This window comes from Flavobacterium sp. 2, assembly GCF_049949195.1.
Classification (GTDB): Bacteria; Bacteroidota; Bacteroidia; order Flavobacteriales; family Flavobacteriaceae; genus Flavobacterium.
Genome location: NZ_CP188206.1, coordinates 2,646,669 through 2,669,818, shown reverse-complemented (window position 1 = coordinate 2,669,818; position 23,150 = coordinate 2,646,669). Strand labels below are relative to the sequence as shown.

At 34.4% G+C, this 23,150-nt stretch carries 12 protein-coding genes; 6 read left to right on the top strand and 6 right to left on the bottom strand.

What is annotated here, in order from left to right; all coding sequences use genetic code 11:
- The first annotated feature begins 3 nt into the window (after positions 1-3).
- Both ACNFIH_RS11450 and ACNFIH_RS11445 read left to right on the top strand, forming a co-directional pair.
- Positions 4-3,180 (top strand): efflux RND transporter permease subunit, encoded by a 3,177-nt coding sequence (locus tag ACNFIH_RS11450; RefSeq protein WP_426483251.1) that lies wholly within the window; start codon positions 4-6, stop codon positions 3,178-3,180.
- A gap of 108 nt (positions 3,181-3,288) precedes the next feature.
- On the top strand, positions 3,289-4,539 hold the full coding sequence (locus tag ACNFIH_RS11445) for a TCR/Tet family MFS transporter (RefSeq protein WP_426483250.1): 1,251 nt from the start codon (positions 3,289-3,291) through the stop codon (positions 4,537-4,539).
- A 54-nt stretch (positions 4,540-4,593) separates the two neighbouring features.
- On the opposite strand, the gene ACNFIH_RS11440 is transcribed toward ACNFIH_RS11445, so the two are convergent.
- From ACNFIH_RS11440 to ACNFIH_RS11415, 6 genes are all read right to left on the bottom strand, one after another.
- On the bottom strand, positions 4,594-11,412 hold the full coding sequence (locus ACNFIH_RS11440; protein ID WP_426483249.1) for a T9SS type A sorting domain-containing protein: 6,819 nt from the start codon (positions 11,410-11,412) through the stop codon (positions 4,594-4,596).
- Positions 11,413-11,517: 105 nt separating this feature from the next.
- Positions 11,518-11,955 carry a retropepsin-like aspartic protease gene (locus ACNFIH_RS11435; protein WP_426483248.1) on the bottom strand — a complete coding sequence of 146 codons (438 nt, stop codon included), beginning with the start codon at positions 11,953-11,955 and terminating at the stop codon, positions 11,518-11,520.
- Entirely contained in the window at positions 11,907-14,570 is a 2,664-nt protein-coding gene (locus ACNFIH_RS11430) for a CHAT domain-containing protein (protein WP_426483247.1), read from the bottom strand. The genes ACNFIH_RS11435 and ACNFIH_RS11430 overlap by 49 nt, the downstream gene beginning before the upstream one ends.
- 32 nt (positions 14,571-14,602) lie before the next feature.
- On the bottom strand, positions 14,603-16,555 hold the full coding sequence (locus tag ACNFIH_RS11425; protein ID WP_426483246.1) for a PKD domain-containing protein: 1,953 nt from the start codon (positions 16,553-16,555) through the stop codon (positions 14,603-14,605).
- Positions 16,556-16,666: 111 nt separating this feature from the next.
- A complete protein-coding gene (locus tag ACNFIH_RS11420; protein WP_426483245.1) occupies positions 16,667-17,656 on the bottom strand; it encodes a hypothetical protein in 990 nt (329 codons plus the stop codon).
- A gap of 188 nt (positions 17,657-17,844) precedes the next feature.
- Positions 17,845-18,144 carry a hypothetical protein gene (locus tag ACNFIH_RS11415; protein ID WP_035646156.1) on the bottom strand — a complete coding sequence of 100 codons (300 nt, stop codon included), beginning with the start codon at positions 18,142-18,144 and terminating at the stop codon, positions 17,845-17,847.
- Positions 18,145-18,271: 127 nt separating this feature from the next.
- Between ACNFIH_RS11415 and ACNFIH_RS11410 the strand changes: the two genes are divergently transcribed.
- The 4 genes from ACNFIH_RS11410 (at position 18,272) to ACNFIH_RS11395 (ending at position 23,116) form a co-directional block, all read left to right on the top strand.
- The gene (locus ACNFIH_RS11410) at positions 18,272-18,853 is read left to right on the top strand and encodes an RNA polymerase sigma factor (protein WP_035646154.1); all 582 of its coding nucleotides are present in this window, start codon (positions 18,272-18,274) and stop codon (positions 18,851-18,853) included.
- 6 nt (positions 18,854-18,859) lie between these two features.
- Positions 18,860-19,582 carry a tetratricopeptide repeat protein gene (locus ACNFIH_RS11405; protein WP_426483244.1) on the top strand — a complete coding sequence of 241 codons (723 nt, stop codon included), beginning with the start codon at positions 18,860-18,862 and terminating at the stop codon, positions 19,580-19,582.
- A 115-nt stretch (positions 19,583-19,697) separates the two neighbouring features.
- Positions 19,698-21,359, top strand: a complete 1,662-nt coding sequence (locus ACNFIH_RS11400; RefSeq protein ID WP_426486705.1) for a S41 family peptidase — start codon at positions 19,698-19,700, stop codon at positions 21,357-21,359.
- A 26-nt stretch (positions 21,360-21,385) separates the two neighbouring features.
- Positions 21,386-23,116, top strand: coding sequence for a S41 family peptidase (locus ACNFIH_RS11395; RefSeq protein WP_426486704.1), 1,731 nt, complete (start codon positions 21,386-21,388; stop codon positions 23,114-23,116).
- Positions 23,117-23,150 lie beyond the last annotated feature (34 nt).

The window sequence follows — 23,150 nt, the reverse complement described above, 5'->3', positions numbered from 1 at the left end:
CATATGAAATTAGCCGAAATATCCATAAAACGTCCGTCGCTGGTAATTGTATTGTTTACAATTCTGACTCTTGGTGGATTGTTCAGTTACAGCCAATTAGGCTACGAGCTGATCCCAAAATTTGAACAAAATGTTATTACAATTTCTACTATTTATCCTGGAGCTTCTCCAAGTGAGGTAGAAAATACTGTAACCAAAAAAATAGAAGATGCGATTGCGTCTTTAGAGAACGTAAAAAAGATTGACTCTAAATCGTACGAAAGTTTATCTATCGTTTCGATTACATTAACATCAAATGCTAAAGTCGATTTTTCTTTGAATGATGCACAGCGAAAAATTAACGCGATCATCAGCGATTTGCCTGATGACGTTAAAACGCCGGCATTGACCAAATTCTCGCTGAGTGATTTACCAATCATGACGCTTGGTGCCAACGGAAAAATGGACGAAGCTGCCTTTTATGACTTAATTGACAAAAAAGTGGCGCCTATTTTATCTCGTGTACAAGGTGTGGCGCAGGTAAACATTATTGGTGGTTCTGAGCGTGAAATTCAGGTGAATCTTGACGCTGTAAAAATGCAGGGTTACGGACTTTCGATTCCTCAGGTACAGCAAAACATTTTGACTTCGAACTTGGATTTCCCAACTGGAAATATCCAGACTCGTAATCAAAAAATATTAATTCGTTTAGCGGGTAAATATAAAAGTGTTGAAGAATTAAGAAACTTAGTGGTTTCTTCTCAAAACGGAATCCAGATTCGTTTAAGTGATATTGCCGATGTTCAGGATACGCAGAAAATTGCTGAAAAAATCTCTCGTGTAGATCAAAAAAGTGCAATCGTACTGCAAATTATCAAACAATCTGATGCAAATGCGGTTGCGGTAAGTGAGCAATTATTAAAAACAATCGCAACACTTGAAAAAGATTATAAAGTAAATCAACTTAAATTAGAAGTTGCAAAAGACAGTACAATCTTTACTCTTGAAGCAGCAGATTCTGTTGTTCACGATTTATTGATTGCTGTAATTCTGGTAGCATTTGTAATGTTATTCTTCTTGCACAGTATTAGAAACTCATTAATTGTAATGGTTTCGATTCCTGCATCGTTAATTGCAACTTTCATCGGAATTTATTTAATGGGATATACTTTGAACTTGATGAGTTTACTTGGATTATCTCTTGTTGTTGGTATTCTTGTGGATGACGCGATTGTGGTTTTGGAGAATATTTACAGGCACATGGAAATGGGTAAAAGCCGAATCCGAGCGTCTTATGACGGAACAGCTGAAATTGGTGGAACCGTAACTTCGATTACATTGGTAATTGTCGTGGTATTCTTGCCAATTGCGATGAGTTCTGGATTGGTTTCTAATATCATTACGCAGTTCTGTGTTACGGTAATTATCTCAACGATGCTATCATTGTTGGCTTCATTTACTATTATTCCATGGTTGTCTTCTCGTTTCGGAAAATTAGAGCATATTGAAGGAAAGAATTTATTTGGAAGAATTATTCTTGGTTTCGAAAGCTATTTAACACGTTTCACTGACTGGGTTTCTCATTTATTGACTTGGTGTTTGGATCATTATATTAAGACTTTTGTTGTTGTAATTGTATTGTTTTTCGCTTCAACCATTGGATTAATGGGCGGAGGTTTCATTGGAGGAGAGTTCTTTGCTTCTTCTGATAGTGGAGAGTTCTTGGTACAAATCGAAATGCCAAAAGATGCTTCGTTAGAACAAACGAACTTCATGACACAAAAAGCAGAAGCTTTCTTAAAAGCACAAGAATATGTTCACAGCCAAATTACAACTGTTGGACAAACTTCTGAAGGTTTTGGAGCATCTCAAGCGACAGCATACAAAGCAGAGATCGACGTAAAAATGATCGAGCAAAAAGATCGTACAGACGATGCGAATGTTTATGCTGCAAAAATCAAACGTAAACTTGAAAAAGTATTAGTTGGAGCAAAAGTAAAAACAGTTCCGGTTGGTATCTTGGGTACTGCTGAAGATGCAACTTTAGGATTAATTGTAACGGGGCCTTCAACAGAAGCGGCTATGGCATTTGCTAAACAAGCTGAAGCAGAATTACGTACAATTCCTGGAACAACAGAGATTAAGTTAACGGTTGAAGACGGAAACCCTGAAATCAACGTAAAAGTAGATCGTGATAAAATGGCTGCTTTAGGTTTGACATTACAAACAGTTGGTTTAACAATGCAAACAGCTTTCAGTGGAAATACAGACGGTAAATACAGAGCTGGAGAATACGAGTACGATATCAATATCAGATATAATGCTTTTGACAGAAAAAGCATCACTGACGTTAGTAATTTGATTTTCATCAACAATGCAGGTCAGCAAATTAAATTGTCTCAATTTGCAGATATTACTGAAGGTTCTGGACCTAGCCAGTTAGAGCGTAGAGATAAATCGGCGTCTGTAACTGTAAAAGGACAAAACGTTGGTGTGCCTTCTGGAACAATCGTTCAGCAATGGCAGGTTAAATTGGATAAATTGAAAAAACCAGCTGGAGTAAACTACATCTGGGGTGGTGACCAGGAGAACCAATCTGAAGGATTTGGGACTTTAGGAATCGCTTTATTAGCCGCTATTATTTTAGTTTACCTTGTAATGGTGAGTTTGTATGACAGTTTCGCGCATCCATTCGTAGTATTGTTTGCAATTCCGCTTTCATTTATTGGAGCGATGTTAGCGCTGGCATTAACAAACAACTCATTAAATATCTTTACGATTTTAGGTATCATCATGTTGATTGGTCTTGTGTGTAAGAATGCGATTATGCTTGTCGATTATACGAACCAAAGAAGAGCAGCAGGAGAGTCTATCAGAAATGCGTTAATTCAGGCAAACCACGCACGTTTGCGTCCGATCTTGATGACAACAATTGCGATGGTATTTGGTATGTTCCCAATTGCATTGGCAAAAGGAGCAGGAGCTGAGTGGAAAAACGGTTTGGCTTGGGTAATTATTGGAGGTTTGATTTCTTCTTTATTCCTAACCTTGATTGTAGTTCCTGTAATTTATAATATCATGGAGAAATTAATTCAGAAATTCTCTAAAGGAGAAAAAATCGATTACGAAGCTGAAATGGTGGCTGATTATACGCCAACTGAATTAAGCGAAGACGGTTTTAATCCGAAACATACGCATTAATAGATTTAATTTTTGATTTGTAAATCCCAGGTTCCTTAATTGGAATTTGGGATTTTTTTATTGTTAATTGAAAAATATGTTTATTTGCATGACCTTACTAAAATTATTATGCTACAAAAAGATAAATCTGCGGCGATTGGTTTCATTTTCATAACCATGTTAATTGACATTACCGGATGGGGAATTATTATTCCTGTGATTCCAAAATTAATTGAAGAATTGATTCACGGAGACATCAGTGAAGCTGCTAAAATTGGCGGTTGGCTGACTTTTGCCTATGCGATAACGCAATTTGTGTTTGCACCAGTTATTGGAAATTTGAGTGATAAATTCGGAAGAAGACCCATTATCCTGATTTCCCTTTTCGGATTTTCATTGGATTATATTTTATTGGCTTTTTCTCCAACAATTCTATGGCTTTTTATTGGAAGAATAATTGCCGGAGTAACTGGAGCAAGTATTACAACAGCTTCTGCTTATATTGCCGATGTAAGTACAGCCGAAAACAGAGCTAAAAACTTTGGTTTAATTGGAGCGGCTTTCGGATTAGGATTTATCATCGGACCTGTTATTGGCGGTTTGTTAGGTCAATACGGATCGAGAGTTCCTTTTTATGCTGCAGCCGTTTTGTGTATGGTGAATTTCCTTTACGGATTTTTCATTTTACCTGAATCTCTGAAAAAAGAAAACCGCAGACCTTTCGACTGGAAACGTGCGAATCCTGTTGGAGCAATTTTAGGTCTAAAAAAGCATCCGGAATTAATTGGATTGATTTCAGCTATATTTCTTTTGTATGTAGGTTCGCATGCCGTTCAGAGCAATTGGAGTTTTTTCACTATTTATCAATTCAATTGGGATGAAAGAATGATCGGAATTTCTTTAGGAATAATAGGTCTCTTAGTTGGAGTTGTACAAGGCGGATTAATTCGCTTTATTAATCCAAAATTAGGGAACGAAAAAAGTATTTATGTTGGATTAGCCTTATACACAATTGGAATGTTACTGTTTGCTTTTGCAACAGAAAGCTGGATGATGTTTGTATTTTTAATTCCATATTGTCTTGGCGGAATTGCCGGACCTGCTTTGCAATCTGTAGTAGCAAGTAAAGTATCGCCAAGTGAACAAGGAGAAATTCAAGGAACTTTGACGAGTTTGATGAGTGCATCTTCTATCATTGGTCCGCCAATGATGGCTAATACATTTTACTTTTTTACTCATAGTGATGCTCCTTTTAAATTTGCAGGAGCGCCGTTTATTTTAGGTGGTTTTTTAATGTTATTGAGTACTCTTGTCGCTTATTTTTCATTGAAAAAACATTCCGTTCCAAAAGCAGAAATTCATCCTCAGGAAATAGAATAAAAATAAAAAAGCCTTCATCGTTTAGAATGAAGGCTTTTTTATTGCTTTGAAAAATTATTTTTTAATGAATTTTACGGTCTTCTGCTTATTTTCAGATTTTACTTTTAAGATATAAACTCCGCTAGAAAGGTTTGATAAATCAATTTCCGAATGAAGATCATTGATTTTCTTAAAGACAACAGATTTTCCAGAGACATCAATAATTTCTACATCATCAATAACTGAATTGTTTTCAATATTTAAAATATCAATTACCGGATTAGGATAAAATTGAAACGAAGTCAAATTAAAATCAGGTGCCGAAAGTGAACCATTTACTTTAGCCGTTACAGCAAGACGTTCTTTACTCTCAACTCCGTTTATGGTTTGCGAAGCATAATAAGTAGTTCCGTCGACCAAAACAGTTGTTAGAGGCAAAGGAGTTTCAGCTGTTGATTTGCTTGTTTTTCCACTTGAAGAACTTCCAGGAGTGCTATACCATTTAATGTTTTGACCTTCAACAACAAGATCTGCCAAAGTCGATCCTGGTTTGACATCAACAACTAGGGCTTCTTGTTTGCCTTCAGCTAAAGGAGCCGGCGGATTAATAACAAAATTTAGCATTACATAGCATCCATTTGCATCCTGAACAATCGCTGCATATTCTCCAGCTTCTAAATTTGTAAATGTATTATTAGATGAAAATACATTCAAATTAGGAGAAATTGCATATTGAAAATTACCTGTACCACCAGAAGCCGTAATTGTTGCAGTTTGATCCTCAACATTTAAATCTGCAATTATAGGTTGAGGCTGTTCTAATTGTACAGCCACAACTGCTGTACAATCATTACTATCTCTGACAGTTATAATATGAGTGCCTGCATTTACGACAAATGAGTTACTACTTTGAAACGGACCTCCATTTAATGAATAAACAAAAGGGGCACGACCTCCACTAGTATTTGCTGTTATTGTACCGTTTTGTGAACAAGTTAAAGGTGATGTAATAGTTGCTATTAATTGAACAGGGGTTACAGGGTCTATTGTAGCAAAAAGCGAAGTAATATTATTTTGAGCATCACGTACTATTATATTATAACTTCCAGGGATAGCGGTAGTAAACACATTCGAAGCCATATAAGTTGTACCATTATTAAATGAATAAGAATAAGGTGCAGTTCCTCCCGTTGCAGTTACGGTTATAACTCCATTAGTGTTACATGTCAATGGATTTACAATAGCAGTAGCAACAAGTGCTGGTGGTGCTATAATACTAATTCCTTGTTGTAAAAATGTACACCCTAAGGCATCTCTTACTTCCACAACATAAGATCCTGATGCTAAATTTGCAAAAATGTTAGCAGTTTGTGACGGAACTAATACTATTCCATTACTCTTTCTAAGAGAATAAGTATAAGGCTGAACTCCACCAGAAGCATTAACAGCAATTCTTCCGTCGCTATAATTTAAAGATGAAGGATTTACAATGCTGATTGATGCTGATAAACGAGCAGGTTGTAATATTGTTATGCTAGAAACAGTAGTACATCCTGCAGCATCTTTAGCAGTTACATTATATTGTCCTGGGGATAAATTATTAAAAACATTAGATGAAGTAAATACGGTTCCTAAAGAATAAGTATAAGGTGCAGTTCCGCCGCTTGCAGTTGCGGTTATTGTACCATCTTGAGATCCGTTGCAAAAAATGTTTGTTTTAGTCAAATTGATTGCTAGTGGAACATATGTTTTTACCTTATAAGAAATCCAACTTGTATTGCCAATAGCATCTTTTACATAAAAAACATAATTAAGACCCGATTTCAAATTTGCAACGCCATTGATTGTTGTATAAGTCTGGCCTAAATTAAACGAATAAAGATAAGGTGCTACTCCTCCAGATGCGTTAATGTATAAACTCTCTCCAGGATTTTCACAAGTAATAGGAGTAACATTGCTTATAGTTATTAAAATAGGTGCAGGAAGCACAATTGTAGCATCTACGCTAGCAGACTCGCAACCGTTAGCATCTTTAGCAGTTATAGAATAAGTTCCTTCAGGTAATCCTACATAACCTACTGAAGCAGAATAATCAAATATTAGTTGATTTGTAGTAGCATTTTTAACTTTATAAGTATAAGGAGCAACACCATTACTTGAACTCATAGTTATTACTCCGTCAAGGTGACCATTAGACGTTTCGTATGTAACGGTAGCAGTTGTTTTTACAGGAGTATATGCTTTTACAATGTAATGTGTTTGTGCTTCGTTTCCAATAGCATCTTTTAATAATATAGAATAAGTACCAGTTGTCAAATTAGTTCGTCCCGGATTGTTGCTTGTATAAGTATTGCCACCATCATAAGAATAAAGATATGGAGCGACACCTCCTGAAGCGGTTACAGATAATGAAGCATTTCCGATACAAGATATTGGCGTTTTAACAGCACTTAATAGTATTGGATTATCAAGTGTAATGTTTATATTACTTTTTGTTACTTGACATCCATTTGCATCAACAACACTAATTGTGTACAAACCGGCAAGCATACCACTATATCTTTTGTAAGGTACGTTTTTGCCATACTCAACTCCTGTAATTTGATTTTTTACAGAATATAAATAGGGTGCAGTCCCACCTGTGGCATCCAATTGTATTAATGCTCCAACTGCTCCATCATTATTTAGAGTTTTAATATCTGTGATTAATTCTAAAGCATTCGGTTCAGTTATTGTAGTGTTTTTAGTTACAATACAGCCATTAGCATCTCTGACAGAAAAAGTATAAGTTCCTGCTGTTAGAGAAGTAAAATTAGGGTTAGATGAATATGTTGCTCCATCTTTTGAATAGCTGTATGGAGACTTGCCTCCAGTAACACTTAAAGTAACCGATCCATTATTAAAATCTTTACAAGTAACACTTTTGATTGTTGAAGAAACAACTACACTAGTTGGTTGTGTAACAATTGCTGTAACGTTTGAGATGCATCTTTTATCATCTTTGATTCTGATTGTATAAGTTTTGGCGAGAACATTATTAAAAATATTGCTGGTTTGATAATTAGTACCATCTAATGAGTACGTATATGGTGGAACACCTCCATGTGCAAGAACTGTTACTTTACCATTTGCAGTCCCGAAACAAGTTGCATTTGTAACTATTGTAGTAGCACTAACCGGAGTATATGGTTTTAAGGTTATTACTGTAGAGGCAATACAATTGAGGTTATCTTTAACATTTATTGTATAAGTGCCTGCTTGTTTATAGAAAAGAGGTACGCTTGCGGTATAAGGTTCATTGTTAATTGAATATAGATATGGACTTTTCCCCCCTGTAACATCGACTCTGAAAGATCCATTGATGCAATCCACTTCTTTGGTAATAGTAGCTGTTGCAACAAGTGGTACAAGAGGATCAACAGTTATATTTTGCAGATTAGAAATACATCCATAATTGTCTTTTACAATTATTGAATAAACTCCTGCTACAGCATTAGAAAAAGTATTATTGCTGGAGTAAGTATTTCCATTATCAAAAGAATACAAATACGGACCTTGTCCTCCCGTTGCAGAAACGGTTATAATACCATTACTAAGACAATCTACTGCTTTTGCAAGTATTGCTGTTGCAAATACTGGAGTTGGAGCAATTAAAGAAATTGTTGTAGATGCTTGAGAATTTTCAGCATCCTTAACTTTAATCAAATAAGTTCCTGGGAATCCGTTATACGTATTCGAAGCACTATAAGTAACTCCGTTATCAAAAGAATAGGTATAAGGAGGTGTTCCGCCTGTTGCCGTAACAGATATTATTCCGTTAGGATTAGTGCATGTAATTTGTGTTGCTGCAGCGGTAGCTATAAGTGCAGGTGGTCCATCAATAATTGAAACCGCTTGCATTACGATACATCCATTGGCGTCTTTAACCTGAACACTATATGATCCTGCTTGTAAGCCATCAAAAATGTTTGAAGGCTGGAAAATGCTAGAAGGTGTTCCGTCGATTGTCAATGCGTATGTGTAAGGGGCAAATCCACCATTTGCAATAACAGTTATTTGACCATCATTAACACCAACAGTGGATGAATTTTTAACGTTTACAGTTGGTGTTATAGGAGTAGGCTCAGTTATAACTACATAAGAAGAACTCAAACAGCCATTCGCATCTTTTACAGTTACATTATAATAACCAGCAACTAAATTTGTGAAAACATTTGTTGGAAAAAAAGGAGAATTGTCTAATGCGTAAAGAAAAGGTGCTTTTCCACCGGCTGCACTTACAATTATAGTTCCGTCAGTGCCATGAGAACAGCTTACGTTAGTTTGAGTAAAAGCTAGTATTGGAAAACTTATAGGTGCGATAGTTATACTGTTTGTGGTCGATAGAGCACCATTGGCATCTTTTACAGTAATAGAATAAGTTCCTTCAGTTAAATTACTGAAAACATTAGCCGACTGAAAACTTACTCCATTTATAGAATAAGTATATGGAGCTGTTCCTCCGGTCGCACTAGCAACTATTACTGCATTGCTCATGCAATCAAGTTCCTTAGTAATTGTTGCTACAGCATTTAATGGATTTGGATTTTCAATATTGACATTAAATGGGTTTGATTCGCATCCATTTGCATCTCTTAGCAATATAGTATGAAGACCTGGAGTTAAATTTGAAAAAATATTTGAAGACTGAAAAACAGCCATATCTAAAGAATATAGATAGGGAGCAATTCCTCCTTGTCCGACAATAGTTATGTTTTGTTTGTCGACATTAATATTGGCAATTAATGGTGTTGGTTGTGTAATATCATATGCAAGTTCTGATTGACAGCCAAGTGCATCTTTTACTTTAATATTGTAAGTTCCAACACTTAAACCATAGAAGGTATTACTAGCAGAAAAAGTACCATTGTTTATAGAATATTGATAAGGTGCTTGTCCTCCAGTCGCACTGATTGTTAAGTTTGACGTACCACCATAACAAAGTATTGAAGTACTTGTAGCTGTCACAGTAACCTGAGCAGATTGTTGTATTGTTGCCGATATAACAGGAGAAATACAATCCCCACTATCTTTTACAAGAATAGTATAGTTACCGGCAGGTAAATTAGTAAAAGTATGGTTTACGCTATAGGTTACTCCTCCATCAATAGAATAGTAAAGTGGTATTTGGCCTCCATTTCCAGAAACTTCTATCGTACCATTGTTTAGACAACTTGCAGAATTTGTTACTATAGCACTGCCAGTTACCGGAACAAATGCTTTCAATCCCATTGAAAGATTATTAACAATAGTGTTCTGAGCATCTTTTACAGCTACAGGATAAGTTCCGGCAATTAAATCATTAAAAGTATCACTTGTTTGAAACGTCTGCGCTCCATCAACTGAATATAAGTATGGAGGTTGTCCTCCGTAACCAATAACACGAAGTGCACCATTACCTCTACAATCTACTTGTTTAACAATCATTGCTCCCGAACTTAAAGGTTGTTCTTCAGCTACAAGTTTCACCGAAAGTGTAAAACTGCATCCTTGAGCGTCTTTTATTACTACTGGATATGTGCCATCAACAACATCCAAGAAAACATTACTTTCCTGAAAATTAATTCCATCTAAAGAATATAGATAAGGTGCCATACCACCATTAGTAGTCATTACTATATTTTGGCCAAACGTACTTGAAGTAGCGGTTAAGGCAATTGGTTCTGTAATTGTGTACGGAAGTATTTTTACGCAACCTGCAGCGTCAGTAACTTTAATAGTGTAATTTCCAGACGCAAGACCTGTAAATACATTGCTATTTGTGTTTGCTCCTCCATTTATAGCATATTGATAAGGAGCTTGTCCTGCTAACACATTAATTGTTAAAGAAGCTGTTCCTCCATAACATAATACAGGTGTATTAGTGGCTACAAAATCAACAGGAACAGGTGCAACAAGTGTTACTGTGTTTGAATATGAAATCGTATTTGTTACATCTTTTACTGTTACAACGTAAGTTCCAGGAGTTACATCATTATAAACATTTGTTGGAGAATAAGCACCTCCATTTATAGAATAGACATAAGGTGGCTGACCTCCAATGGCAAAAGCGGTTAGAATACCATTACTCATGCAATCTATCATTTTTACAATTGTCAAATTTGAAGTTAATGCATAGTTTACAGTTGTGCTTACTAACGCTATGCAGCCATTAGCATCTCTTACTCTAATATTATAAGATCCAGGAGATACATTTGCGAAAAAACTAGCGGATTGAAAACTGATTCCATCCAAAGAATATTGATATGGTGCAGTACCGCCAGTGGCAGTAACAATAACATTTTGACGATCAACCATAGCTGTTGCCACTAAAGTTGAAGGCTCAGTAATCGCATAATTAATTGAAGTTTTACAGCCATATACGTTGTCTAGAACACTTATACTATAAGAGCCAGCAGGCATAATAGGATAATAGTCCTGACTTGTAAACGGACCGCCATTTATTGAATAGGAATACGAACTACTCCCGCCAGAAGCATTTATTGATAGTGTTCCAGTGTCACCTTTACATAAAATTGGTTTATTCGAAGCGCTAACATTTGTAGATGGAAACGTAGTCAGATTAAAATAATTGGAAGTAATAGTACCATTATTATCAATTCTTCCATAAATTTTTATTGTTCCTGCAGGTCCATGATAAGTTGCTGGATTAGCAATTGCATTTGTATTATTTAATGCATCAGCCTCACTTAAAAAATAAGTTACAGTGGTTTCGGCTGGATCCAGATTGCCTATAAAATCTGCTTTTAGTGTATTTAAATCAAAAGACTCGCTTGGACAAATCGTAATTGAAGTTACTTGGGCATAGAAAAAGTTGGAAAATAATAAAAGAAAACAGAGTAGAGTTTTTTTCATAGTATTAGATTTGTTAAAATGGCTCACCAAATATAATACAATAAATATTGTTAAAATTGCGGTTTCCCGTAAAGGCGTAAAAAATTTGAACCTAAAGTGAAACTTTTATTTTAAATACAAATAATGGTTAAAATAATCAATTATTGCTTTTCCTTCCAATAAAACATCAGCGCCAATAATGCCATGAACCGGTCTTGCTTTGTGTGATTCTAACGCTTCATTTACATGCGAAAGATCAAAAATTACGATACTAAAATCTTTACTTTTCCAACTTCCCAATTGCAATTTATTTTCAGATGAAATTTGAGTTTTCATTCCCGTTCCGCCCGCGCCCGAAGCCTTGGTTTTTGATTTTTTTGCCGTTAATTCAAAACGTTCTATACTTTCAAAACCAACGCAGGAATTTGAAGCTCCGGTGTCTAAAATAAAATTTCCCGAAATGCCGTTGATTTTGGCTTTTATGCCAAGATGCTGGGTTTTGGTAAGTTTGAATTTTATTTTCTTGTAATTCTCTTTTTTGAGGTATTCGTGAAGATTTTCCATTTTTTAGTCCGATTGAATATCAAAAATAAACCAATTACGGCCAATAAACTAACAATATAATAGATATAATTTTCAGATTTTTCTTCTGCCGAAAGCGAACCATAATACACAAAAGAACTCCAATAATAAGGCGATTTCTTGGCATTCGGAATTGATTTGTCTTTTAAATATTCCAGTTTTGCATTTGAATTGGCTTCAAAATAAGAAACATCATTTTTAATGTTTTTATAAAAATCAGTCATAAAAACCGAAGTCGTAAAATCATTTACTTTCCATAAAGAAAACAACAAATTTTGCGCGCCGGCAAACTGAAAACCTCGCGCCACACTCATTGCGCCTTCTGCTTTATACAGTTTTCCAATTCCGGTTTCGCAGGCGCTTAAAACCACTAAATCCGGATTAATGTGCAGATTATACAATTCAGAATACAAAATTTCCTGATCATAAAATTTAATGTTTGCCGGAGTTTCAATATCGCCAGAAGAAGCGTGTGTACTCAAATGTAAAATAGAATAATTTGGCGCATTATTTTTGAAATTAGAAAATGTTGCATCCGAATTTTCTAAATATTTTCCTTTGAAATTACTTCTGATTGCTTCTAATTCTTTCTTAGAATAACTCAACTCAAAAGCAGTTTTTTCGAAAACAGGAAAAATGCCTAAGACTGTTTTTTCTGATTTTGAAACGAGTTTTGAATTCAGATAAATATTCGCCGAAGTATTGTAGGCAATCTTAAAATCATTCAGCAAATAATGCATTTTGGAAAAATTTGTTGTGTTGGATATTTGTGTAATCAAAGCTTCAAAAGGCATAAAATTCAAAATCCCATCTGGAACAATGATGAGGTTTTTATAGTTTACTTTTGAAGGTAATTTTAATAAATCGTACGCACTTTTTCCATAATAATTATATCCGGCAATGTCATTTGTAATGGCATCTGCAGTTCTGAAATAATCGATAAATTTTAAAATTCTTGGAATTGCATTATCAGTAACGTCAAAATGATTTAAGCTAATTTGGTTATTTTGCACTGTAAAATAATATAGATGTTCAGCACCCATAAAATAATAAACCATTGTTGCGTTGTCTTTTTCTAATTTCGAAAATAATGCCTTTAAATCTAAATTCTCCGGAATCGAATTTGGATTTTCAGATTGAATTTTCTTTAGCGAAAGCATCAATTTATTTTGCTTTTTTATTGCCGAATTTATTGCCGAAATATTAGCCGAATTACCTTTTTGCTGTTCTTTTAAAATGGAATTATTAGCATTTTGAAATTCCTTTAAAAGCTGTTTTTCTTCTGCAGAAGCCATTTTAATATTTGAAAGATGGCTCTTCAAAATTCCCGATTTTGTTTTTTCTGCCAATTGAAACGCTTCTTCTAAATATTCAATTTTATTTTCTTTTTTAAACAATTGATCATAAATCAACAGACATTTTTCAGTTCGATTTCTGGCACGGATTTGTGAAATGATTTTAGAGTTTTCATAGACTAATCCGCTCATCAATAAGTTTTCAATATGAAAAGAAAGTTTATAACCTTCAAGTGCTTTTTTAAGTTGATTTTGATTTGCAAAGATTGCCGCTTGCAAGTCCAAAATATCCATTAAAACGGTTTCGGCATATAATTCATTTTCAGCGGGAAGAATGTTTTTTGCTACATAATTCGGAATTAAAATTTTAAAAGCCTTAGCAGTTTGCTTGGTACTTTCAGCATATTTTTTTTCATCAAAAAGCAATAATGCCTTTTCGTAATACAGTTTTGCAATTTTTCTCTGTTGCTGATTTGGGATTTCCAAAAAGAGCTCGGTTGCTTTTTCTAAATAAGAATCGGCGATTTTAAAACGATGTGTTTGCCGACATACATTTGCAAGATTTCGATAAGAATTTGACAAGTTCTCGATATGATTTTTGTCGTTTTCCAAATATGTAACGGCTAACTTAAATGTATTTTCAGCTTTTTTATAAAGCTCCTGTGTCATTAAATCTCCTTTAAAACCTAAGAGATAATTATTGCCTAAATTATTCAGCAAAATCCCTTTCTCCGAATTTGATAATTTCTCTGTTTTTAAAGTGTTTTCCAGAAGTTCAATGGCTTCAATTACTCTACCGGTATTTTGATAAACATTTGATAAATTTAAAATTGCTGCAAACTTTTGCCTTTGCGCATCGGGATAATTTTTAGAAGTATTTACAATAAAAAAATACTGTTTTATGGTGTTTTCGGCATTGTCATAATCGCCCAAAACCGTATATAAATTACCAAGCGGTTTTAAACAGAATTCAATTATATCGTAATTCGAAAATTTGTTTTTCTGATAAATCTGCCAGGCTTTTTCATAACTCGAAATGGCTTTTTGTGTTTGTCCAAATTGGTTTTCATAGTAGGCTTTATTGCAATTTAAAACTACAATTGCCAATAATTCGTCTTTGGTTTTTGGTTTCGGATTTCTCCAAAAATCATTTTCTATATTTTCTATATTTTGCAACGCTTTCGCGGAAGGATGAGCAACAAAAACATCAACAGCATTATATATTTTATCTTCCTGATTTTGCCCAAAAATAGTTAGGCTCAGGAAAAAGAAAATGAAGCTATATAAGCGATGTAAGTTCATATTAAAGCGCTTTGTATCTCTGCAGTGTAATCTTAAAACTTCCAAATTCCGTAAAGCTGAATATAATTGAAATTCTGTTCAAAATTAATCACATAACGCGCACCCAAACTCGGACCAATTCTGGCAAAACCAGCTGTTAAATCAAACAATAATCCGGTTTTAAAATCGGTAAAAGAGTTTTTAACGGTATTTGATGTTGTTTTAGAATCAATTAAAAAATTTCCTTTGTCGCCTTCGTAAAGATCCACTTGTATATTCTGATTTTGTTCCGAAGAAACATTTACATTGAATTGAACTCCGGCTCCAATTCCAATGTAATTATTAATATTATACCGAATCAAAACAGGAATTTCCCAATTAATATTTTTGTTTTCTGTTGACGTTGTTGTGCGCTGTAATTGTCGTACTCCGTTGGGGTTTGTCAAAAATTCTTCTTCGACTTTAACTTCACTATTGTACTGATTCAAAGCGTTCAACCATTCAGCCTGCCAGTAAAAACGATACGATTTAAACGGAGAAATTGTAGCTCCCACAAAATAACTTGTTGATTTGTCCAAATCAGGATAAATATTGTAACCTGCTTTTGCGCCAATCGAAATCCCCGGCAAGAATCGGGTAGTGGCGTAATTGGTAATTATGGGTTCGTTTTTATCAAAAATAATCGCAGTTCGGCTTTTGGTTTTTACTTTATGAAAGTCTTCGGCAAACTTCATCGAATATTTTACAAAACCTTTTGTAGAATCTTTTTCTTGAACATTTTTCTGTTCGCTTCCTGGTAAATAGATATTCTTAAAAGTAAAAATAATCTGTTTTTGTTTGATGATGGTATCCAGACAGCTCACAGTTGGTTCTTCGCCTTTTGGGCAAATCGGACATTCAGGATACATGCTTTCAATCTGAAAAGTCCTTTTGTCGAACATATCCGGAACATCAGTTTCTAAACGAATTTTTCGCGCCGGACCTTCGCCATTATTCTGAAAACGGGTTTTAAAATTTACGCGTTTAAAACGCACTAATCTGTAATTCATAAAACTTCCGTTCGATCCCATTTTATTCGGATCGTGAGAAGTTACAATTTCCATTTCAAGGTTTTTGATTTTATGGTTTTTGTAACTTCGATTCGGAACAAAAATTCCACGCATCGTAACCGTCGCGCTGGTATCTTTAATCATTTCCGGAGTAGTTTTAAATGTATAAAAAACATTGCGTGTTTCTCCCGGATTAGCATCATCAAATTCTAAAATCGAAACATTATGATACGTTTTATTGGCGTCTAATAAAGATGCGTCCAAATCTTCTTCAGCAGTTGTATCTCGGTATTTTTTACGTTTGATTGTATTTTCGGCGGAAGCCAAATAATTTTTAGAATCATCAAGATCGTCAACTGAAGCTACGAGATTTTCTTTCACTTCACGTTCGTTTGCATAAGTTCTAAAATCTGTTAATTCGAAATTATTGTTTTTGAATTGTTTCTCATTATAAAACAAATACAGTTTTCCGTTTGCAACATAATTCTCCAGATTTTGATAACTTACTACAACTATCATTTCCTGATCTGGAATAGGATCACAATTCTTAATTATTGCAAAACCGTTTTGATCAGCAATTAATGCGATGTCTTTATAATTGGTGTCGGTAATATCATTTACAGCCACTTTTTTCGGACGTGTTGCCGGAGGTTTTCCGTTGTCGTAATTATTGGTTACGGCAAGGCGCGTGGTGTAAGTTCCTTTGTTTTTATAAACATGTTTGGGTTCTGCTTCTTTACTGTAATGGCCGTCGCCGAGTTCCCATAAATAAGAATAACTGGGTTTTGGAGCGCCGGCAATCGGAATTAAAGGCGGTGTTTCAGGCTTGAAATTTACAGCATTTCCGTTCTGGATAAAACCAATATTGGCTCGTCGGGTTATGGTGTCTTTTACTTTGGTTTGACCTATTGAGAGAATAGAGAATAGAATAAAGAAAATAGACAGTTGTGGTTTCATAACTAGATAGTTTTGGGTCTTAAAATCTTCAGAATCAATTTTAAAACAGGATTAAATGTAAAAAAAAGTGATGAGCAAATCACCACTTTTTCTTAAAAAAGCATTTCTAAGTTATTGGATGGCATTAATTGCAGCTACCAATTGCGCTTCTGTACCGACTATTGTTTCGGCAAGAGTAAAGGTGTAAATATCGTTGGCAGCAACAGTTACAGCTTTGATCGCATATCGCCATTGACCATTGTCTTCGGTAACAAAAATCACGTGGCATTTTAGACCAATCGGGATTTGGCCATAATGTTCGCTGAATAATCCTGCAGCGGTATAAGTATCTAATTTTGCAAGTGCATTGTTTCCTTCGCCATCGTATGACAAATAAATTGCACTGTTATTGTTGTCATAACCATCAGGAGCATCAGCAAGAATTGTTGTTTTTGGTCTTGGATCGCTATAAAAACGGTCTACGTTTGTCCATCCAAAGTTTCCAAAAGTCACATAATAATTGTTTCCTTCACCTTGAACGCCGCCTTTTCCGTTAGCTCCGTCAGCTCCGGCTTTTGCTTCTCTCCAGGCTAATTCTCCAGCATCGTTAATTACGCCGGTCCATAAAGTCATTGCATTGTCTAAGCCATCAGTTAAAGTAGTTGGTACAATCATGCTCATGGAACAAGAAGTCTGAAGTTCAACACCACCCTGAGTTGCTTTGATGAAGAATTCTCCTCCAGAAATTAAAAGGTTTTTCTTTCCGTCAGCTGTAATTCCCATTGTTGGTTTGTTGGTAATCAACATGTTTCCTTTGTCGAAAAGCTCGATATATTCAATGTCGATTTGTCCTGTTACAGCATTTCCGTTTTTGGTTAAGCAGTTTCCGTTGATGTTTAATTTAACTCCTTTTGCCGAAGTTATTGTAATCATTCCGCTTCCGGCAGTTGCAGTAAATTTTTGTGTATTTCCCTTAACTCCTTTTTCGCTGATGCTTTTAAACGCAGCGGCAGTTGGCGGCATAATCTGGATGTCGTCTCCGTCACTGTTGTCACAGCTTACGAAAGAAAAAGAGATTAACAATAAAAATAATAGACTGATAGTTTTAAATTTTGTGTTCATGATTTCTAGTTTTTAAAAATCTGTCTTGAATGTTTCAAGTGGTTTTCAGATTTTGGTTGTTATTTACATTCTTATATCAATTTGGGTTTGATATTGTTACCCTTGTTTTTAAAATATTTTTTCAGGCTTGTATAACACTATATCAATTCGCTTTAAAATTTGTTACCCCTGTTTTTTATTTTTTTTATTTAGGCCGATAAACATTTGTCTTCAAAAAGGTTTCCATCTTCATCAACAGCCAGCAGAATGTTTTGCTTCCGCGAAAGCGAAACAATTAAATACAACCAGACAATTGCCCAAAGTCCGAATGTGATGCAGGTCAAAAAGAGATGAAAAGAATGTTTGATGGCTTTTTTTTCTTTGGATAAAACAACATACGGTAGTTTTTCATTATGTTCGACAACAACAAAACCATTTCGTTTTTTGGCCGAAATCATTTCGTAAAACTGATCCAGACTTTTTTCTTTAGTAAATTGATACGTTTCCATTCCTTTTAATTTTTTTTAGTTTAAAAGAGTATTACATGTTTATATCAATTTGATTTTGTAATTGTTACCCTGTATTTTGAAATTATTTGAGATTCTTTTTTAACTTTAACTAATCAAAAGTTTTTTTATGGAGAAAATTAAAATACATCATGACCAAATGTATATTGACGGACTTGCAGCAAATGATTCGGTGATTATTGAATCTATTTATAAAAAGTTCGTTCCTAAAGTGGTTTTTTTCGTTCTGAATAATTCAGGCGACAGAGATCAGGCGCAGGATATTGTTCAGGAAGTCATGATATTGCTTTACAATCAGGCGAAAGCTGGCACTTTAAAATTAACATGCCCTTTTGATGCCTACTTTTTTTTGTTATGTAAAAGAAAATGGCTTAACGAATTCAAAAAAATTTCGAACAAAGGGGTAACAATTCATGAAGACGTGGTATCTATAAATGAATCTGCACTTGAATTAATAGCTCAAACTGAGGAATTTGATGAAAAACAGCAACTTTTTGACACCATGTTTCAAAAATTAGGAGACAAATGCCAAGAACTGCTGAAGCTGAGTTTTTCTGTTAAATCAATGGAAGAAGTTGCCGAAAAGCTAAATGTAACTTACGGATATGTACGCAAAAAAAAATCGTTATGTATTGGTCAGTTAACACAGTGGATTCAGGAAGCAAAAAATTTTAATTCTCTAAAAAAATAATTAGTCATGAACGAAGAACGCTACATATTATTCGATCAATATCTGGAAGGCGAACTGACTATCGATCAAAAAAACGATTTTGAAAAACAATTGGCCGAAGACGCTCAATTTGCTTCGGAATTTGAAACTTTCAAATCAGTGCAGCTTCAATTGCAGAATAAATTTGGTTTTGAAGAAGAAAGAGAAGCATTCAAAGAAAATCTGAATCAGATTGCTGAAGAATATTTCAATAAAAAACCAAAAGTCATTGGTCTTAAACCTTGGTATCTTGCCGTTGCAGCATCAGTTGCAGTTTTGTTCGGACTGTTCTTTTTTAATTACAATCAATATCCGGCTTTCGCCGATTATAATCATCCGGAACAAGCTTCTTTTGCTGAAAGAGGAAGCGAAGATGGTCCTTTAAAAAATGCTGAAAAAGAATTTAATGCGAAAAGATATTCATTAGCAATTCCGCATTTTGAAGAGGTTTTAGCAAAAGGAAAAACACCAGAAATTCAATTTTATTATGGCGTTTCTCTTTTAGAAGAAAGCCATTATTTAAAAGCCGAAGCAGTTTTTAATGAGTTGAAAGCAGGAAATTCGGTATATAAAGAAAAAGCGACTTGGTATCTTGCATTATCAAAATTGAAACAACGCGATTATGAAGGATGCAAAAAAATATTGCAGACCATTTCAGAGGATTACGAAGATTATGACGAAGTTCAATTGCTTCTGGATGAATTAGATTAATAAAAAAACTGCTTTTACGTAAAGCCGTAACCGAATTTGGAATTTTAGTTCTAAATTCGGTTTTCTTTTTTAAAGAAAGTTCCCAAAACAATCTAAATCTTAACCTGTTTAATTGATGCAAAAAATTACATTATTATTTCTTGTTTTATTTTCTCAAACCATTTTCAGCTCGGCAAAAATCACCGAAACCGAAAAATTGGTCGCAACCTGTAAAGTCTGGGGTTTCTTAAAATATTATCATCCAGAAGTTGCGGGAGGAAAAACGAATTGGGATAATCAGCTTTTAGAAAAACTTCCTAAAATAGAAAAAGCACAAACCAAAGAAGAGTTTTCATTGATCCTCGAAAATTGGATTGATGAACTTGGTCCGGTAAAAGAAATAGCGCCGATTCCTGCACAAAAAGACGTTAAATTCTTTGATAAAAACTTCGATTTAAGTTGGATAAATTCTGATAAATTGTTTTCGAAAAAGCTTTCGAAGAAACTCAAATTTATTGAAGAAAATAGATATCAAGGCAAACAATTTTATGTGGAAGGAAGTGAACATGTAGAAAATGTTAACTTGATAAATGAGCGTTATGATGATCCCAATTTTGAGGATAAAAATTCCAAACTACGTATGATATTTATGTATTGGAATGTTGTTGAATATTTTTTTCCATTTAAGTATTTAATGAGTCAAAAATGGGATGAAACTTTAATACAGACATTGCCTGCGGTGGTCAAAGCTGAAAATTATACTGATTTTTACACAGCAATGAAAAAAATGGTTTCAAAAATAGATGACAGCCATACAGAGTTTTTTATGTATAAGTCTTCGATAGGTGAAGGAAATGGAAGATTTTTTCCTGCCAAGGGAAAAATAATTGATGAAAAAATAGTGGTGACAGAAATTCTAGGAGACAGTGTAGCCGAAGCTTATAAGATTAAAATTGGAGATGTCATTACTAAAATAAACGACAAAACAATTAAAGAACTTATTTCAGAAAATAGAGATTTAATCTGTGCGTCAAATGAGGCTGCTTATTTAGATAAACTCGTAAGGATTGTCTTGGTGAATATCAATGATAATGTTAAAGTTGAATTTTTGAAAGACGGAAAATACGAAACAAAAGATATGATTTGGTTTGATTATCATGAGTCGCATCGAAATGAATTTAAAAAAGGAGCTCAGAAAAAGAAGGACAAGTTTAAACTTTTCGATAATAATATAGGGTATGTCGATATGGGAATTATAAAACCGAGAAATATTCCGGCTATGACTGAGGCTTTAAAAAATACAAAAGCAATTGTTTTTGATATGAGAAATTATCCACTTGGGACTTTTAGAGAAATATCACAATTTCTAAATTCTCAGGAAAAAGAATTTGCTATTTATACGCGTCCATATTATAGTTATCCCGGCAAATTTATTTGGGATGGTTCAACAAAAAGCGGTTCTGAAAACAAAGATAATTATAAAGGAAAAGTAATTGTTTTGCTAAACGAAAAGTCAGTAAGCCAATCTGAATGGACAGCAATGTGTTTTCAAACAGCAGGAAATACTACAATTATTGGAAGTCAGACAGCAGGAGCAGATGGAAATGTGAGCCAATTTGATTTTAAAGGTTTTCATACCTTATTCTCAGGAATTGGCGTTTATTATCCTGATGGAAGAGAAACCCAAAGAATTGGAATTGTTCCTGATATTGAAGTAAAACCAACAATAAAAGGAATTCAGGAAGGAAAAGACGAGGTTTTAGATCGTGCTTTGGCATTTATTGAAACCGGAAAATAATCATTAATCTTAACCTAATAATCGCAATGCAAAAGATTATCCTGTTCCTTCTTGTTTTATTTTCTCAAACCATTTTCAGCGCGGCAAAAATCACCGAAACAGAAAAGTTGGTAGCAACCTGCAAAGTTTGGGGATTCTTAAAATATTATCATCCAAAGGTTGCAAGCGGACAATTGGATTGGGACAAACAGCTTTTAGAGAAATTACCAAAAATTGAAAAAGCAGAGACAAAAGAAGACTTTTCTCTGATTTTAGAAAATTGGATTGATGAACTCGGTCCAATAAAAGAAGTTACTCCAATCGCGGCTTCAAAAGAGGTAGAGTATTTTGATAAAAATTTCGATTTAAGTTGGTTTAATAACAGTCAAGTATTTTCTAAAAAACTTTCGCAGAAATTAAAATTTATAGAACAAAATAGATTTCAAGGAGATCAATTTTATGTTTATGGCTTAGACCGTGTTGGAAATGTGGGCATGCGAAACGAAAATCGTGCACATCCAGATTTTACCAATAAATATTCGAAACTGAGAATGGTGTTTATGTTTTGGAATTTGGCAGAATACTTTTTTCCGTACAAATATCTAATGGATCAAAAATGGGATACAACTTTAGTAGAAATAATACCTCTTGCTATTCAGGCTGATAATCAAGCAGATTTTTATACGGTAATGAGAAAGTTTGCCAGTAAGCTTGATGACAGTCACACAGAAGTATATGTATATCCTAATGCGACTGCGCCAAGTCCCAAACCTTCAAATTATTTCCCGGCTAGCGCAAAGATTATTGACGAAAAATTGGTGGTTACAGAAATTTTAGCTGATAGTTTGGCACAGGCAGATGATATAAAAGTGGGTGATGTAATTACAAAAGTAAACGGCAAAACTATAAAAGAGGCAATTGCAGAGAAAAGAGGTTTACTAAGTGCTTCTAATGAAGCTAAATTTTTGGATAAAATTGCTCCTAGTCTCTTAGTGACTAAAGCAGATACTGTTAAAGTGGAGTTTTTAAAGAATGGAAAATACATCACCAAAACCATGATTTGGCATGATTACCATGATTCGCACCGAAATGAATTTAAAAAAGGAGCCAGAAAAAAGAAGGAAAAATTTAAGCTGTTAGATGACAATATCGGTTATGTTGATATGGGAATTTTAACAGGCAAAAATGTTCCTGATATGATTGAGCTGCTAAAAGATACTAAAGCTATTGTTTTTGATCTTCGAAATTATCCAAAAGGAACTATTGATGACATAGCAAATTTTATAAGTCCAAAGGAAAATAAATTTGCGATTTATACCGTTCCAGATCTAAATCATCCTGGACGATATAAATGGGGCGATGGAACTTCATGCGGTACTGAAAATAAGGATCATTATAAAGGAAAAGTAGTGGTTTTAGTCAACGAAGAAACCCAAAGCCACGCAGAATGGTCTGCAATGGCATTTAGAAGCACAGGAAATGCTACTATTATTGGAAGTCAAACTTCAGGCGCAGACGGAAATATTTCTGTTTTTGATTTTGAAGGATTTCGCACATTGTTTTCAGGAATTGGTGTTTATTATCCAGACAAAGGCGAAACACAAAGAATAGGAATTGTGCCTGATATTGAAATAAAACCAACCATAAAAGGAATTCAGGAAGGAAGAGATGAAGTTTTAGATCGTGCTTTGTTTTTTATCGAAGCAGGAGACTTGAAGACGGGAGCAACTACAAATCCAAAAGTAAATTTGAAGGAAATTCCGAGTCTAAAAAACTAAAAAAAAATATTATTGGGGGTAAAAGCCTTTTGCG